Here is a 16106-nt window from a genome sequence, read left to right as displayed (position 1 = left end):
TATATACGTTGATTAGTATCAGCATTTGGCTTTAAAGGTTTCAACTCCGGGTAGTTAATTCACTTCGGCATGTACACTTTTAACAAACATATCATATTAGTTCGACAAAGCAAAACCTAATGCTGTGCATAATCTCGACGAGTCTGATTCTAATCATGTTATCTGACTAACTTCTGACTAATTGCACATACCTGATTTTAACTCCTTATTTTACAGTAATCCATTCAATCATCCAATCCTTTACCCTCCATAATCTTCGGTATATTTTTTTGAATCCTTGCTTCCCGGGTCCTGGTTTGTTTGGGTTGGGAAAAATGCAGCAGATATGCTCTTTGCCGGCCTGGTGTCAATGTCTGAAAGGCTGTTTTCAGTGACAGGAATTTATCCAATTTTTGCTGGAATTCATCCGGCATGGCAAATTCAGTGGTCTTTTTTAACGCAACCTTTAACCCGGATTTTTCTACTTCAATGGCTTCATAAATATAGGTTTTCAGAATTGCTTCTTTTTCAGTTATCTCCACGATATTGGTGAACCGGATCTGGCGTGCTGCCTGTATATTTTCCGTTTGCTGTATCAGGATTGCGCTTGTATCCTTTAACAAGGCGCCTTTGAAAAATAACAGCGCACAATATTCCTTAAATGTATGTATCAATACAATGTTATTATCCTGAAAGGTATAACACGGGCAGCCCCATTTTAACTCTTCTGTCAGTCCGCAATTCAGAACGATCATTCTTAACCGCTCAATTTCTTCCTGCCACTTTTTGCCCTTGGTAAAATAAAAATCAACTTTTGGATTCATGACCTTCCTACTTGTTTGTTATTGAACAACCGAAATTACTTTCCTATCCTCTGGCCTGAAATACCAGGATACTATAGTCAGAATGATTAATAGTACAGGCCCAAAAAAATCTTTGGCACCATCTCCGCTTGCCAGGTGGGAAAATACTGCACCCGACATCACAAAAATAAAACCTGCATAAGCCCACTCTTTAAGCAGAGGGGATTTAGGAATGAGAATAGCTATCACTCCCAGTATTTTCCAGGCCCCAATTATGGTCAGGAAATAGAGCGGATAACCCAGACGAGTCATCATGTCTGCTTCTTCTTTCATTTTAATTATTTGTACAATTCCGGTTGAAGTCATACCTAGCGCCAGCCAGACAGTAGCAATCCAGTAAATGATTTTGTCCCTCTTTTTCATGATTGTATTATTTTAATTTAACTACGATTTCCTGTAAACGGTTATGCGCCCAATTAATACCCTGCGCAAAGGGCATCCGTAAGATCTGATCCCGTTGTGCGACGGATCTGTATACGATATGCATAGTGAGTTTGCTCGTATTGTCCGTTAGCTTCTCAAATTCCAAAAATTCAAGCTGTACAGGAAACTGGCCTGCTGAAGGGGATGTACTCACCATTTCAAATGTCCGGGTGATTTTCTTGTCCGGAGTAAATTCATGAATGGTTCCGTTGGCGCGGAATGCGACGTTTCCCTGAGCATCCGATGTTTCAAACTCGTAACTGCCGTGGTTTTTGTTTTCGAGTTTCAGTACTTTTGTCCCCATCCATTGTTCAACTATACCAGGGTCTATATACGCTTTGAAAAGCAGTTCCAATGGCAAATCAAATTCTCTTGTAATTACTATTTCCTGTTTGCCATCTTCGGCATCGACTTTCGTTTTCCGTTCCATGTAATTTTATTCTTCGGATTTGTAATTTTTCATGATGTTTTCTAATTTATTAAAACGATCATCCCACATATTGCGGAACGGTTCAATAAAATCTGCGACTTCTTTCATCTTTTTTGCATTGAGGTGATAGTAAATTTCCCTGCCGTTTTGTGCCTGCTCCAGTAATTCACACTCCGTGAGTATTTGCAGGTGTTTGGAAACAGTCGGTCTGGCAGTATCAAAATTTGAAGCTATGGCACCGGCCGTCATGGTTTGTGAAGCAACCAGCATCAGTATCGCCCGTCTTGTCGGGTCTGCTATTGCCTGGAATACGTCTCGTCTTAAATTCATTGTGTAGTTATTTGACTACGAATATAAGCGTAGTCATTCAACTACGCAAAACTTCAGTAAGTTTTTTTTTATATTTTTTATGAATTATAATAATTGGCCGGAACTCAACTATTGTCAGATTATGCATGAAATGGCGTTTGCCAGCGGTGGCAAAATTATCCTTCGCCAATTCCCTTTAAGGAAAGGCTGGTTGATGATTAGTGTCATGCTGTAAAAAATGTGGTTGCCGGAAAATCAGGAAAATCATTAGCGGTTGATTTCAACTAAAAGCACCCAGCCATCCAGTACTGCTTTTACAATGGAAAAAATAATGGCAGGTACAAGCCAATACATACCGTTTGTCCAGCTCGCAACCATTGCAATACCTGCAATCAGGAAACAAATTGTGGCGATCTGATCAATGAGCATGCTAAAAAGATACTGTCGCTTGTATTGTTTTTGATTATTGTTAATGTTACGGAGATCGAGACGAAATATGCTAAACCAGGTCAGTGCGCTAATTATCAGGACAAGTATACCTAATGTCTTGGTTGATAGTTGTGGAACGAGAGACAAAAAGGACAGCACGAGTACAGTAATCAGGAGTGATAACGAAATTAATGCCCTGTCTGGCAAACTGCTTATGGAAAGAATTTTTGTCAAACTAATGGAAACGCCCACGAAGATCAATCCTGTTAAGGCCGCTGAGGCACCTGCAACAGCCACGAAAAAGTCGTTCCACTCGGTCATATTTGTTTGCGATTTAATTTTAAGTCTTGTTTACGCAATTTTACTTCATAATATAGGTTAAGCTAGTTAAAGATCTGATATAGAGTATTATACTTTACCATTCCTGGATGATAATACCAAGCTGCCCATCCATTATAGCAAATTCCCGGGCGCCCCAGGGTCTTAAAGTGATTTGATTCAAATTGGGATGTAACAGTTCCGGAAATTTTGAGCCGACAGTCGCGTAAACTTCTTCGATTTTTCCCGTTACAAGCCTGAATTCGGGATGGTGCTCTTCAGCCAGTTCCATATCCTCAAAAAGATTTATCCTGAGCCCGTCCTTTTCAAGTACGCAAAACGGCTTTTTTGTATCTATATCATTATGCCCGATTGTAAACTCAAGGCAGTCTACAAAAATTTTGAGTCCGGTATTGATGTCCTTGTAAAAAATATTGGGGACAAGCTTGGTGAAATTCATGGCGTTTTAATTTGTAAAGATTTTTCAGGATGGTTATTTCTGACTGGGTTTAGGCTCGATATTACTATTATTCGTCTTCAATTTTGGTATCAATAAATTCATATTCCGAATTCTCAAAACTTATACCTATATTTTTTGCTTTAAATTTTAAATGGTTTTCATCGATAAAAGAATAAATATAAACATCGGTTTTTCCTGAATTGAAATGTAACTCATGAAACTCGCCATTCTCAATCCACCACTGACCTTTTTCAGTAAAACTTTCAACTTCTCCATTTTCTATTGCGGTGAATAACAGCAAGAAAGTTCCGTCTTCAAATCTGTGTTGAATCCAATATTTGGCTAGCCCATTTCGCTGATTATCATTTTCAGAGCCTTTCCAGCTCCCGAACATTTTATTATCCAGTTTTTTTCTATCGGATCTGTCTTCTGAGCGATGGAAATATTGGTTATTGCTAAAAACGCAATGATAAGATTTTTTTTCATTTCTATGTTTGAATGATCGTCTGTCGAAGCCATGTGAGGCTAAGGCTATTAATTTGCGGGCTTAAAGTAAAGAAATACTGCACCACGGCCAAAGATTTTTGTGTTCAAGAACTTAAGATTTATTCTATCTTCAATATTTTTAATTAAAGGTAAGCCATGTACTGAAATTATTGGCTGGATAGCGTTCTGATATTCATTCAGCGAATTTCACCCAGCTGCTCAGGTATATTACCTAGGAGTTCTGGCCAGGTAAAGCAAAAAAAACAAGGTTGTCCAATTTAATTTACCCATTATCAATTTTTATCCAACTTATAATGAAGCACCGTCACACCGGATTCTGATGGTATGGTACTAATAAAGGAAAGTTTTTGCCGCTTGTCAAGCAGGTCAAAAATTCTCATTCCTTTATTGATCATTACCGGATTAACAAAAAAGTAAAACTCGTCAATGTGTCCGCCGGCAAGCAGGGAAGAAACAAAACCGGCACCGCCGTAAACCAGAATATCCTTGCCATTCTGGCTTTTGAGTTTTGCAATTTCGTCTGCCAGATTACCTTTTGCCAGCGAGGTATTTTTGCCGAATGGTTGGTCTAAAGTCTTGGTGAAAATAATTTTCTGGATATTAACCATTTTCTGAGCAAACTTCAGTTTAGGGCTGTCAGACTCAAATTCTTCAAAATGAGGTATAAAGACCTCCGCCATTTTTCTGCCAAGCAAAAGCGTATCGGAAGTATCTGCTAATTCATTAATAAGCTGAAAAAGTTTTTCATCACCCTTTCTAACTACCCAGTCTTCATCGCCATCTGGCCCGGCAACAAATCCGTCAACAGATATTTGTACCTGTAATTTTAGTTTTCTCATCGGCTGATTTTCTTGTTTTCAACGGTTTCAAAACAAATTGTACGAAATTTTCTCCAAATAAATTGATTTAGTTAACTTTTCTAGTTTGTTTGCCTATTTATTTTAATAGACCATTGTTGTATTATGTCAGGTAGGCGTCCTACAATTTTACTCTTAAAGTAACTTAATGATCATTGCTTGATGTTCTTGTTGCCGGTTTGCAGACAACGGCTTAAGACCCGAAGATGTATGGGTATTTAAAATACCTGTGCCTATTACAGCACAAAAGCCCAACAGAATTACTTCCATTGAGCTTTTATTCGCTCCGGTTTCCCGGTTCAGCTGCCAAAATGCCAAATTAATCCAGCGGTTGTCCTTAAATTCAACTTCTTTTATCTACCAGCTTACAGAGTATTTAATGTTCTAAAACCTCACCTGACTGGTAGGTTTTAGCTGTATTTTGAAACTGGAAATTACATGATTTAAAACAGGTCAGACCAGCAAATCCTTCATTCCAAATGCAGTCAGAGCTTTTTCATACTCAACCTGTACCGCGTCATTAGCTGCTTTAACAAATTTTCCTGTTGCCCGGTCAACAACCGTTCTTAATGGCCTTTGTCCTTTTGGTAAATTGATAAGGCCGACCACCGCATCAGCAACCTCTTGCGGATCGGGTTGTATTGTTTGAAATATCTGTCCTATTGCACCAGCCATTTTATTTGGGAAATCCGCTATCACGTCATAGCCCTGCACAACTGATGTGTCTGAACCTGGCCTGGTTTTCTGGTAAATTTCGGTAGCAAAAGCTCCTGGCTGTACAATTGCTACATCCACACCCAGCGGCCGTACTTCATAATGTAAACCTTCGCTTAATCCTTCCAAACCAAATTTTGAAGCGCCATACACTGCTGCAAAAGGTGCGGAAAATCTGCCAAAACCACTTGATATATTAATAATCAGGCCTTCCGATTGTTTATGCATAGCAGGTAATACCAGTTTCATTAATCTCCAGGGAGCAAAAACATTCACATCAAACATTTCCTGTACATCAGCCGTAGTAAAGCTTTCAGCCACACCTGACATAGTAATACCTGCATTGTTTACCAATACATCTATTGTTCCTTCTTTAGCTAAAATGGTCTCAATAGCATCTTCCACACTGGCTTCATCAGTGAGGGCAACGTCTAAAACGGTTATATTTTCTACCTCTGACAAGGCTTTTGCTTTATCGGCATTTTTCCCATTAATGTCTCTGATAGTAGCATAAACTTTGTGCCCCAAAGCAGCTACACTAATGGCGGTAAGCCATCCAAATCCGCTATTTGTTCCAGTAATTAATACAACTTTTTTGCTCATCACTTTATTTATTTAAATTAATGATGCAAAGTTTTGTATTTAAAAAAGCAAACCGTTTACCATTTGGTAAAAAGCGGTTTTAACGGATATTTTTCCGGATTCTGCTTAATGATTGTTGGGTAATTCCGAGATAAGAAGCAATATAGGAAAGCGGAATACGGTTGGAAAGTTTCGGGGATTTTTCAATAAATGATAAATAACGTGTGGTCGCATCTTCTGATACTAATGAACTTCTTTTATCTATAGTCTCTACCAAACATTTCTGATACACTTTGGCAACAACCCTGTCCCAGTCAAGAACGGTATTTGAAATTTCATCCCAATCTTTTTTTGAAAAAATGAGCAGCTTACAATCCGTAACTGCCTGAACATATTCGGAAGTCGTCGTACTCGCCTCAAACTTCGGATAGTCGGTTACAAAATTATTTTCGTCAGCAAAACCATGCGTAATTTCTTCGCCTTTGTTGTTGTAATAACAAAAACGAAAAACACCCTCTAGTATGAATCCCATCTGTCTGGGTATTTTTCCGGCCTCAGAAAAGTATTCACCTTTACGAAGTTCCAGCCCGGTTGCTTTGCTCACAATGAGGTCAGTTTGCTGTTTGTTCAAATTGCCAAATTGTAAGATATAATCAATAAATTCTTTCATAGGCGAAAGGTAGTACCCGTTGTCAGAAGTTCATTTATCATTTGGTAAAAAGTTTGGTTGGGTAGGTAGGGCTGTGGGTAAAATAGGGGATAAGGGTTCGGGGCCTGGTGAAGTTGGCGGATTTTTGACATAGAACCTGGCTGACCGTGTGATTTAATAGAAATCCAAAAGTTGAACCTTACATAAACGTCTATCAGAAACATCGTACTAACAATCTGGTTCAACCGTCATATTGCCAAATCGATATTAACGGTAGTTTTTTTATTCAATCCTGTCTGTGTTATATTTTTTCCTGAAGTGTCTTACTGATTTCTTCTTATCGTCATTGTAAAGATTGTCTTTATTGAAAAATTTCTGTTTCAATTCTTCAACTTCTCTTGTCTTTTCAGATTCAAATTCTTTATCGTAGATTTTGTCAGTTCCATAATAAAGCCTGTCTTCGTGGAAATAAAAAAGTCCCCAATTAAGTGTTTCGTCAAATATTATTAGGTCGTCGGCAAAGAAAAGGCCTTTCCAATATTTAATTACCATTTTCCACGTTAGTGTCACAGACTGTCCGCCTCTTTCACCGTAAATCAATATGTACTTATCAAACGGAATATGTTTGTTGTACAACCATTTTTTAATTTCATTCTCACAATTTTCGGTTACTTCAAATTCTTGTATTGTCTTGAAGTACCTTTCATTAAATGGTTTCCATACTGGACCTGTAATCATTTTTGAACTGTCAATATAGTTTTTGACAAATTCACTTGCTTCATTGTTTAGAAAGAAGATTTGATCTTTATGTTCCTGAGGAATTTCCCTCGCTTCTTCGGTCGACCACAAAAAACTCCAGGTCGTTGGGAAGTCAGTTGAATAAGTTTTTATATTATCAAAATCTATCATTTCGGTTTACTGTGTCGTTTTGTAAAATTATCACTTACCCTGAGGGTTTGGCGTTGCAGGGAAGTAGCAGATTTCGAAGCACTCAACTGACTACCAGCAGTGAACTTAATGCGAAGTACAAAGCTACATTTAATCGCTAAACCCGCTTTTTTTGCCAAATGCCTGTTAGCGGTTAGGCCTTCTTTCATATGTCTATTGTCAGTATTGCCCAAAATTTATTTTCAATTTCGTTGGTGGAAATAACATTTTCTCCGTCTCGCAATTTATAAAAACTTAATCGGTCACTGATAAAATGTTCGTCATTATCTTCTTCATGATTGTTTTGTCTAGTCCAAATTCGGGCGAGTTCAGGTGTCTGAAAAGTATACCAAAATCTAATACCTTTAATTTTTTCTTTTTGAAATTTGTCTGCCAGCAAAGTCAAAGTTTTTACTCCAAGCATAAATGCTTTTTTATTGTCAGCAGGTTCTATATGCCAGTCAACGTGAAAATGGTTTTCGCTGTCTTCAATTATGGATTTATTTTCCCAGTCGTGGGTTGCTTTGTATAACCTGTCAAATGATTTTAATGTTACACCGAGTCCGGTTAGTAATATTTGGTTGTCAAGAATGTTTTGAATTTCTGTCGGCAAGTCGACTGAAAATAAAAGATCGTCTAGCAGATTATATTCTGTCAAAAGTTGTTTAAATATTTCGTTGTATGTTGTCGTCACAGGCTTACTGGTTACGGCTTGGCATTGTAGGGGAAATCAGGGAATGCACCGGCGACCCGGTTCAGCCCCTATAATGCCAAACCCATGTTGGCAGAAGCCTTGTTGTCAGTACACCAATTTTTTATGATTGAGTTCCACGTTAAAATTGACTTTTGCTCCTAATGCGTCAAACACTTTTAAAATGGTTTCAAACCTCGCATTTTTTACGCTGTTTTCAATTTTTGAGATTTGAGCTTTTTGTACGCCAACGAGTTCACCCAATTGTTCTTGTGTCAAATTGCGTTCTTGTCTTGCTTGTTTAATTGCGTGTCCCAACAGGTCAATTCTTAGCTCATTTTCAAAAACTTCTCTTTTTTCTGTTCCAAGTTTGCCGATGTGCTTGTCAATCATTCTGTCAAGCGAAACAGTTTTGAATTTATTTGTCATAACTATTTATTTTTTGCCTTGTTGTTTAAATATTGATTTCTTGTTTCCACTGCTTTTTTAGTTTCTTGAGTGGCGTTTTCTGCGTCTTTTTCAAAATTCCATGTGTCGCTACAACCAATGTTTCTTTGCCGTCTATTTTGTCCCAAAATGAAAAAAGCCTATAAGCCTTACTCTTGTACAATGTCCGAAATTCCCAAATAAAGTCATTCAACTTTTTAAAAAGTTCATTGTCATTTACAAACTGAGCTTTCTTCATATTGTAGTAAATTTTTTCTCTCGTTTTGTCGTCAATAGTTTCTAAAAACTCAATTGCTTCGGGCAATAATTCTATGTCAAAGTTTGGCTTCATTAGCAATTTTGATCAAAGATATAAATTTCCTAATTGGGAAACATTTATTTGTTCTCAAAATTCGTGGTTTGATCTTTGTACGGTGTCTGCGAAGGTTGACGCTAACGTCAGTCTGTGAAAAAACTTCGGTTTGATTAATACCAAATATATACATAAACTTTCTTTGAAAGAAGGCTGATTTTGAGTATTTTAGATTGTTGATAATCAATGATATATGCCAGAATTAATTTCCGCTAACCGGCACCAGCTAGTATTGGGCTGTATGGAGGAGCTTATTGAAAAAGACAATCCGGTGCGTTTTATAGACGCCTTCTGTAGACAAGCTGGAACTGGTTGAGCTCAAATTCCAAATTGCTGAAAGCAAAGCCGAAGGACGGCCTTCATTCAATCCAAAGATATTGTTGAAGTTATACTTTTACGGTTATCTGAATGGTATCCGTAGTAGCCGCAGGCTTGAAAAAGAAGCTATCCGTAACGTAGAGCTGCACTGGCTGCTTGGCAGGCTGCAACCCAACTACCATACCATAGCGGACTTTCGGAAAGATAATCCTGTTGCTTTGAAGAACACCTTTCGGCTGTTTGTGGCTTTTTTGAAAGACCTGGATTTGATAGGAGGGAGTGTTGTAGCCATTGATGGGACGAAGTTCAGAGCCAGTAACAGCAAAAAGCATACCTACAATCAAAAGAAAATAGAACGCCACCTGGCCTATATCGAAGAGAAAACCAGACAATATTTGAAAGAGCTGGATCAGAATGATGCAGCAGAACAATCACCGGAAAAGGTTAGCGATATCGGGGAAAAGATGGAGCGTTTAAAGACAGCCAGAATTAAGTATGAGACCTTGGAGAAGCAGCTTACTGAAACGATCGAGCCTCAGATCAGTACCACCGACGCAGATGCGCGGGCGCTTCTGATCCATGGGCAGGTAGTAGAAGTAAGCTATAACCAACAAGCGGCAGTTGACGCTAAGCACAAACTGGTAGTGGCTACGCACACGATCAACCGCAACGACCGCAACGCATTGACCGACATAGCGCAGCAGGCCCTGGATGCCACCGGTTCGGATGCTATGACGATCCTGGTCGACAAGGGTTATCACAACGGCAAGCAGCTGCAAAATTGCCAGAAAGTGGGCATAGAGACCATCGTTTCCGTACCAGAACTAGTGAATACCAATCGTACGGGTACCCAGCCGGACTACCTGGTAGACAAGTTCCATTACGATCCGGTACAGGACACCTACACCTGCCCACAGGGTGAGTTATTGAAGACCAAGGGCACCTGGCATCAAAAGAAACGGGAGTTGAATGTGGGCTATCAATTCAAGAAATACCGGAGCCCGGCGTGCCGAAGTTGCCCGGTGCGCGACCAGTGCACGGGTCGTCAGGATGGCAGTCGCGAGATCGAACGCTCCGAATATGCCGAAGCGGTAGAAGCCAACGCCCAGAATTACCGGGCAGGAAAAGCACTTTACCGAAAACGGCAAGAGATAAACGAGCATATATTCGGGACCATTAAACGACAATGGGGCTATAACCATACCAACCTTCTGGGGTTTAGAGAAAGTCAATGGAGAAATGGCCCTGGTGATGACGGTTTACAACCTGAAAAGGTTATTGAATATCCTGAAATTTGAAGAAATCATGCAAAAGCTCAATCATTGGAAACCGGTCTATCCCAAGGGGGCCATGTTTTATCAAAATCGCCACATAATAAACCTTTTAGAGCACTTCAAATTTTATAGCCTGGCATTTGCTGCTTAAAAACCGCACCGTGCACAGGCCAGGAAATGAGCAGGAATAACGGTTCTTCGGGTGATTTTTTTAAGCGAAGCTAGTTTTTTCACAGCCTGACGGTTTAGGGCTTGGCGTTGTAGGGGAAATAGGATTCCTTCCGCCCAACTACAACCAAAAGCCCAATTGAAAAACTAAAGTTAAGGATTTATTTCGCACCGGCGACCCGGTTCAGCCCCTATAACGCCGAACCCATGTTGTGTGCTGTTTGTTCTACACGTTTATCTGTCACGCCAAACCAATTTGTATTTTCCATTCCAACTATCTGAGTCTAATTTTTTATCGTCATAGTTGTCTATTGATAAATTAATTTCAACTTGATTGTCATGAATGTTTATTGTCCCAACAGACTTGTAATAACCTGGGTTGGTCGGTAATTCTTCGCCTTTGATGACACCTTGCTTTCTTGGAATAATATAATTTGTACTGTCTTCATAAGTTTTCCGTAAGAACAATGAAACTGGGTCGTGAACCATTAAAAGTCGTCTACCTTTTACTGTTAAAATGAAATGGTCTTTTTCTGTCGCAATAAATGCAGTCTTGTAATTTGTCGAAGGTGAAGTGAATAAAAAAACATAAGCAGTAATACCTGCAATTATCAAAGAGCTTATTAAAAATATTTTTTTAAGTTCCTTTTTTCTCAATTGTCAAAGCTGGTTTTTCTGTTAGTTTAGTAAAAGCAAAAGTCAAAATAAACAGTGTCAAATAGACTAAACCTGTCAACAGACCTAAAAGCAATAATAAAATTATGATTATAAACATCGTTCAAAGTTAGGGTCTGTCAAACATAGCACACAACGTTTCGTGGCTTTGCGATGGTGGGGCAATCGAAGCACAAATCTTCAATTTTGTACAAAACGGGGCTGCCCGGCGGCTCAATCGAAGAAATACCGTTGAACTTTGCAGTTTCGCCCCACTATTGCAAAACCATTGTTAGCTGATGTTATTTTTATTCGTCATTTTGTTTTAAGTATTTTGTCGGCACATTGTCAGTCAACCAAACACCATTGTCTGAAATGAAAAACTGGAAATTGTCATTATACATCTGTTCCGCAAGTATTTTAAATACAAAAGGTTTTCCGTGTCTTTGTCCAACCTTAACTGCTGTTTCAATGTCGCTACTCAAATGAACGTGTTGTCTGCTTCGTTTTTCAAGTCCTGCTTCATTTATTGAATGAACTGATGTTTCGCTTGTACCGTGATATAGAATTTTGGGTGGTTTTTGGTTTGTATAGCCTAATTCTATTTCTATTGAATGTCCTTGACTTGCTCTTATTTTGTCAAGCGTTTCATTAAAAGCAAATCTTTTCTTTGAATTTGTCGCAACAATTCGATTAAGTGTTTCTCTGTCGAACTTTATCCCATTGTCATTTGCTTTTCCAATTAATTCTTTAATGTCAGTCCAACCATTTTGGTCAAGTTGAATATCAATTGTTTCAGGTTGGTGTCGCAATACCAAACTTAAAAACTTGCTTATATGTGTCAGTTGCTTATCGCTTGTCATATTATTTCCAATAGCTCATTAAATACTGTTTTACTTGATTTCTGTCAGTTAGGTCAATTAGTTCCGAACTGTTCCAATCAATTAATACCAATTCGCAAGTTTCGCCTAATTCGTAAAGTGCTTCTAAAATTTTAGTGAAATGGTCATTTGAAGTAATAAGAGAAGTTGAAATCCAAATATTATTTATAAACACGTCATTGCAGTCATAAAAGAAATTGAAACAAGGCAAACTAAATGCGTTTGAAGTAGTTTTTGAGCAGTCAATTATTGTATATCCATCGTAACGAATTTTCATTGCTTTTTCAAAACCCTTTTCAGTAAGTAATTTCTCAAAGTAATCAGTTCTAAATTCTTCATTTATGGTTGGAAACAGCAAACCTTCTCTCATAAAAATATCTGTAAACCCATATTCGGTTCTCGTCTTTTCTATGAACTCGTCAATTTGCTTAATTGATTTTTCAATTTGCTCAATATTTTTTCTTGGAATAATTTCAATTTGACAATAGTTGTCTTCCCAAAATAAAGGCAAATTTTCGTCTTCATTTTTAGGGCTTGTATTTCGTCTTAATATTTTGTCAAATAATCCCATTATTTGTTTTGGGTGTGTCGTTCTATAATAGCACACAACTTGTTAATTGACGCACTTTTCGTGCGTTCCTACAAGTTTAGTCAATTGGCTCCAATATTCCTGCATTTCAATTTAAATGATTTTAAGTTGTTGTAAATCAATTGTATATGCAAATTTTTTCTATTTTCTTTCTTGACAATTACTGGAAACATTACAAAACGCGCAACTAATAATTGTCCGTGTTTATTGAAAAAACAATACAAAATGCGCATCTTTCTTATTCAATACTAGCCAAATGGCTTTTGATATCTTTGATGTTTTTTGTCATATTGTCCTAACCGGTTGTCGTCATTGCCTTACTGCTTACATATTAATTAACACACGTTTCGTAAGTTCCTACAATTCTAAGTTAATCCATCTCAATATCTTCCCTCATGAAGTCATCAAAAGGATCAACACCAAAGTCACTATTGCTACCACAATCGAAAATCGTTTTATACTTTTTGATTTATGCCAGCCGGATAAAAACAGGATTGAAATAATTGACAAAATTCCGGTTACAAACGAAACAAGCCCGACAATTCTTGGGAATACTAAGTCGTCTCCAGTTACCTTAAATGGAAAACCCGGAGTGGTCATCATCAGGATTTTTGTCATGGCAAAAATGGACACGAGAAAGGAGGCCGTTGCAATGATGATGGCTCTGAAGATATAGGGTATTATACTGTTTTCAAATTTACTCTATATTAAAGGAATGATCACGGAAAGTGAAAAACCTGCCAGTAACGAGCTGATTACGATTAACTGGCCTGCCAGTTTGTTCCAATAGTCAAAGGAAAGTTCGGTCATAAAGATTGATTCTTTGAAATCACAATATACTCATACATTCCTTTTATCAATCAAATGTATGAGCACATAAATACGATTCCTTTTTTTACCTATTTCGGCGATAATTCTTCCAAGGTCCATGGTTTGGTACGTCCTGCGGTTTGCTCTCTGATGGTTTTCACATCTGCCGGCTGGATAGGAGGTGCCTGGGTGAACTCATTTCTTACATAACTCAATACAGATGCTATCCATTTGTCGTCGTTATCGGCCATGGCGGGCATGTCACTGGCGTAGGTTTGTCCGTCTACCGGGCCGGTAAGTCCGTGTAATAAAATCCGGACTCCGGCATCTGTATTTCTTCCCAGTCGTTTTGAACCTACCAGCGGTGGGGCAGCCTGGCTCGTTAATCCTTTTCCGTCGGCACCATGACAGGAAATGCAAAGCGACTTGTAAATAACCGCTCCATTTAAAACCATATTCCTATCTGCCTCATTTAATCTGCCCAAACGCTGGCCAAATTTTTTCACATCTTCATTTTTATCAATACTTGTCTGGGCACGGGTTATGGCTTCATTTCCGGCTGATGCGGCCAGGATCTCCTTCGTAAGTGATTTCGCCGGAGCCGATTTTCCGTAAGACAATGACAGGACAAGCTGCATGCGGACATCACTGCTTTTATCGCTTTTCAGATTGGATAATCCTGCCAAAATCTCTTCGTCGGAGCGTAGTAAAAAAGGTTCGCTTAACCTGATCGCCGCGCGCTTTACTTCCGGATCTGTGTCTTTCAATGCGGTTAAAATGGTTGCTTTTTCGAGTGCGTTCAAACCTTCCAGCGTCCAGAGTGCATGCAGGCGGGCGAGGGGAGATGGTGATTTGATCCATTTGTTATCCTGGCCGGCCGCAATTAATTTCAGCGCCGGAATTACTGATTTGTCATTTCTTATAATCAGCTCTTTTTGTGCATTATCCCGCCACCAGCCATTGGGATGAGCCAGATAAGTAACCAGTTTGTCGGCCGGTTCAGTCAGTAAATGTGGTTTTGGGCCGGGTTTCATTCCATCATACACCAACCTGTATATACGCCCGTGCTGGATATTCTTGTCCAGCCCCAGACGTTTGATCTGCGGCCTAAGATAACTATTCGGCCCCGTCCAGTTTCCCTCCTGGATAATCCCGCGGTTCATATCAACCAGATAAAGACAGCCATCCGGACCGGTGTACATATTAACAGTCCGGAAATTCATATCCTTGGAAGCAATGAATTCTTCTTTCTGGTAGGCATTTTCGAGCGTTATTTTTCCGTCTATGTTGGTCACTTTTGCACGGCGGATTAACCTGCCAACCGGTTCACTGATCAGCAAATCACCCGAAAGATCAGCTGGCAGCCGGTCTCCGCGGAAAATAACCTGGCCGCAAATTGCCGTAAAATGATTGAGTGTTGTATCAGCCGTTAGTCTTTTTAGGCCTCCTTCTACATCTGGCGTTTTTATAATGGGCCAAACCCGGTTAAACTCCTCCGTGTACTGATCCTTAAAATCCATTCTTCCATATATAGGATTGATCTGAAAACCCATGGCCGGTACTTCACCGCCGGCCGAAGAAAAATAAAGCCGGCCGTAATTGTCATGGGTTAATCCCCATTGACCGCCTGAACCGCTGGGAATAGAATCCGCCTTTAAAATGCCGTTGGTATACCGAAAACGAACAGGGTCAACAGTCATATAAATCCAGTTGTCAACATTCCAGTCCAGGCCGCTGCGCTGGTGTTCCAGATTGCCCGGCGACTTTTTGCCCGGGGTATAAACCGGCCTTTTTACATCTGCTTTTCCATCACCATTGGTATCTTTATAGCTGAAAATATCATAAGTATCCGTTTCATTCACCAGCAATTCATGGCCAACACACAGGATCATCCGGGGTAAAAGCAGACTGTCAATAAAGACAGAACGTTTGTCCATTTTGCCGTCATTATCAGTGTCTTCGAGCAATAATACCCTGCTGCTTTGGGCATGCTCGCCGGTACCTTCCACGTCCTGCATGTAGGTATTCATCTCGGCTACATACATCCTGGCATCGCCATCCCACGCAATGGCAACCGGTTCACGTACCATCGGTTCACTCGCAACGAGTTCAAGATGGTAGCCTTTGGGTAGACGGAATGACTTTAAACTTTGCTCGGGTGTCAGATGTTGCGGGGACGGATCGGCGGTAAAAAGCGGTACTGAATCTACTGATGCGGGCGTTGTACTCAGGATCTGGCCCTTGCTGTTTTGCTTTGCTACCTGGCAGGTAACAATCAGCATTGACAAAACCAGCGTTCCGGCAATCCATACTTTTCTTTTCATGATGAGGTTTTTCAATTTACAAGTTATAAAGGTTTTGTAATCTAATGTTTACTTATTTACAGTACGGTAGCAAAGCATTTCAACAAAATCCTTAAATTTAGCGTAACAGGAATTAATACATTTATAAATAGAAAAGATTATAAAATAATAT

General features: G+C 39.3%; 21 protein-coding genes. 2 read left to right on the top strand and 19 right to left on the bottom strand.

Annotated features, from left to right (window positions below):
* Positions 1–224 precede the first annotated feature (224 nt).
* The 15 genes from KZC02_RS04000 to KZC02_RS03930 all read right to left on the bottom strand — a co-directional run bounded on the left by KZC02_RS04000 (position 225) and on the right by KZC02_RS03930 (position 8916).
* Positions 225–803 (bottom strand): YdeI family protein, encoded by a 579-nt coding sequence (locus tag KZC02_RS04000; RefSeq protein ID WP_221392930.1) that lies wholly within the window; start codon positions 801–803, stop codon positions 225–227.
* Between the two features lie 18 nt (positions 804–821).
* Complete coding sequence (locus tag KZC02_RS03995) at positions 822–1205, bottom strand: DoxX family protein (protein ID WP_221392929.1); 384 nt, start codon at positions 1203–1205, stop codon at positions 822–824.
* Between the two features lie 7 nt (positions 1206–1212).
* Positions 1213–1695 (bottom strand): SRPBCC domain-containing protein, encoded by a 483-nt coding sequence (locus KZC02_RS03990; RefSeq protein ID WP_221392928.1) that lies wholly within the window; start codon positions 1693–1695, stop codon positions 1213–1215.
* 6 nt (positions 1696–1701) lie between these two features.
* Positions 1702–2025, bottom strand: coding sequence for a helix-turn-helix transcriptional regulator (locus KZC02_RS03985; protein ID WP_221392927.1), 324 nt, complete (start codon positions 2023–2025; stop codon positions 1702–1704).
* 246 nt (positions 2026–2271) lie between these two features.
* The gene (locus tag KZC02_RS03980; protein WP_221392926.1) at positions 2272–2754 is read right to left on the bottom strand and encodes a hypothetical protein; all 483 of its coding nucleotides are present in this window, start codon (positions 2752–2754) and stop codon (positions 2272–2274) included.
* A gap of 94 nt (positions 2755–2848) precedes the next feature.
* Entirely contained in the window at positions 2849–3211 is a 363-nt protein-coding gene (locus KZC02_RS03975; protein WP_221392925.1) for a hypothetical protein, read from the bottom strand.
* 67 nt (positions 3212–3278) lie between these two features.
* Positions 3279–3512 (bottom strand): hypothetical protein, encoded by a 234-nt coding sequence (locus tag KZC02_RS03970; protein ID WP_221392924.1) that lies wholly within the window; start codon positions 3510–3512, stop codon positions 3279–3281.
* A 41-nt stretch (positions 3513–3553) separates the two neighbouring features.
* Entirely contained in the window at positions 3554–3697 is a 144-nt protein-coding gene (locus KZC02_RS03965) for a hypothetical protein (protein ID WP_221392923.1), read from the bottom strand.
* A 293-nt stretch (positions 3698–3990) separates the two neighbouring features.
* Positions 3991–4557: a dihydrofolate reductase family protein gene (locus KZC02_RS03960; RefSeq protein ID WP_221392922.1), complete on the bottom strand. Its 567-nt coding sequence runs from the start codon at positions 4555–4557 to the stop codon at positions 3991–3993.
* A gap of 471 nt (positions 4558–5028) precedes the next feature.
* On the bottom strand, positions 5029–5892 hold the full coding sequence (locus KZC02_RS03955) for an SDR family oxidoreductase (RefSeq protein ID WP_221392921.1): 864 nt from the start codon (positions 5890–5892) through the stop codon (positions 5029–5031).
* A 79-nt stretch (positions 5893–5971) separates the two neighbouring features.
* Positions 5972–6541 carry a Crp/Fnr family transcriptional regulator gene (locus tag KZC02_RS03950; protein ID WP_221392920.1) on the bottom strand — a complete coding sequence of 190 codons (570 nt, stop codon included), beginning with the start codon at positions 6539–6541 and terminating at the stop codon, positions 5972–5974.
* A gap of 261 nt (positions 6542–6802) precedes the next feature.
* Positions 6803–7429 carry a hypothetical protein gene (locus tag KZC02_RS03945; RefSeq protein WP_221392919.1) on the bottom strand — a complete coding sequence of 209 codons (627 nt, stop codon included), beginning with the start codon at positions 7427–7429 and terminating at the stop codon, positions 6803–6805.
* 184 nt (positions 7430–7613) lie between these two features.
* Positions 7614–8141, bottom strand: coding sequence for a hypothetical protein (locus KZC02_RS03940; protein WP_221392918.1), 528 nt, complete (start codon positions 8139–8141; stop codon positions 7614–7616).
* Positions 8142–8246: 105 nt separating this feature from the next.
* Positions 8247–8567, bottom strand: coding sequence for a helix-turn-helix domain-containing protein (locus KZC02_RS03935; RefSeq protein ID WP_221392917.1), 321 nt, complete (start codon positions 8565–8567; stop codon positions 8247–8249).
* 25 nt (positions 8568–8592) lie between these two features.
* On the bottom strand, positions 8593–8916 hold the full coding sequence (locus KZC02_RS03930; protein ID WP_221392916.1) for a type II toxin-antitoxin system RelE/ParE family toxin: 324 nt from the start codon (positions 8914–8916) through the stop codon (positions 8593–8595).
* Positions 8917–9239: 323 nt separating this feature from the next.
* On the opposite strand from KZC02_RS03930, the gene KZC02_RS03925 reads away from it, so the two are divergent.
* On the top strand, positions 9240–10553 hold the full coding sequence (locus tag KZC02_RS03925) for an IS1182 family transposase (protein WP_221394935.1): 1314 nt from the start codon (positions 9240–9242) through the stop codon (positions 10551–10553).
* A 378-nt stretch (positions 10554–10931) separates the two neighbouring features.
* Here the strand turns inward: KZC02_RS03925 and KZC02_RS03920 are convergent, their stop codons facing one another.
* The 3 genes from KZC02_RS03920 to KZC02_RS03910 form a co-directional block, all read right to left on the bottom strand.
* Positions 10932–11354, bottom strand: a complete 423-nt coding sequence (locus KZC02_RS03920) for a hypothetical protein (protein WP_221392915.1) — start codon at positions 11352–11354, stop codon at positions 10932–10934.
* Positions 11355–11659: 305 nt separating this feature from the next.
* Complete coding sequence (locus tag KZC02_RS03915; RefSeq protein ID WP_221392914.1) at positions 11660–12214, bottom strand: RNA 2'-phosphotransferase; 555 nt, start codon at positions 12212–12214, stop codon at positions 11660–11662.
* Position 12215: 1 nt separating this feature from the next.
* Positions 12216–12803, bottom strand: coding sequence for a hypothetical protein (locus KZC02_RS03910; protein ID WP_221392913.1), 588 nt, complete (start codon positions 12801–12803; stop codon positions 12216–12218).
* Positions 12804–13077: 274 nt separating this feature from the next.
* On the opposite strand from KZC02_RS03910, the gene KZC02_RS03905 reads away from it, so the two are divergent.
* Positions 13078–13497, top strand: coding sequence for a hypothetical protein (locus KZC02_RS03905; protein WP_221392912.1), 420 nt, complete (start codon positions 13078–13080; stop codon positions 13495–13497).
* Positions 13498–13720: 223 nt separating this feature from the next.
* Here KZC02_RS03905 and KZC02_RS03900 read toward each other — a convergent pair whose 3' ends face one another.
* Entirely contained in the window at positions 13721–15955 is a 2235-nt protein-coding gene (locus KZC02_RS03900; RefSeq protein WP_221392911.1) for a c-type cytochrome, read from the bottom strand.
* Positions 15956–16106: the final 151 nt, after the last annotated feature.

The sequence above is a fragment of the Dyadobacter sp. NIV53 genome, assembly GCF_019711195.1.
GTDB lineage: Bacteria > Bacteroidota > Bacteroidia > Cytophagales > Spirosomataceae > Dyadobacter.
This window is presented reverse-complemented; position numbering and strand designations above follow the sequence as displayed.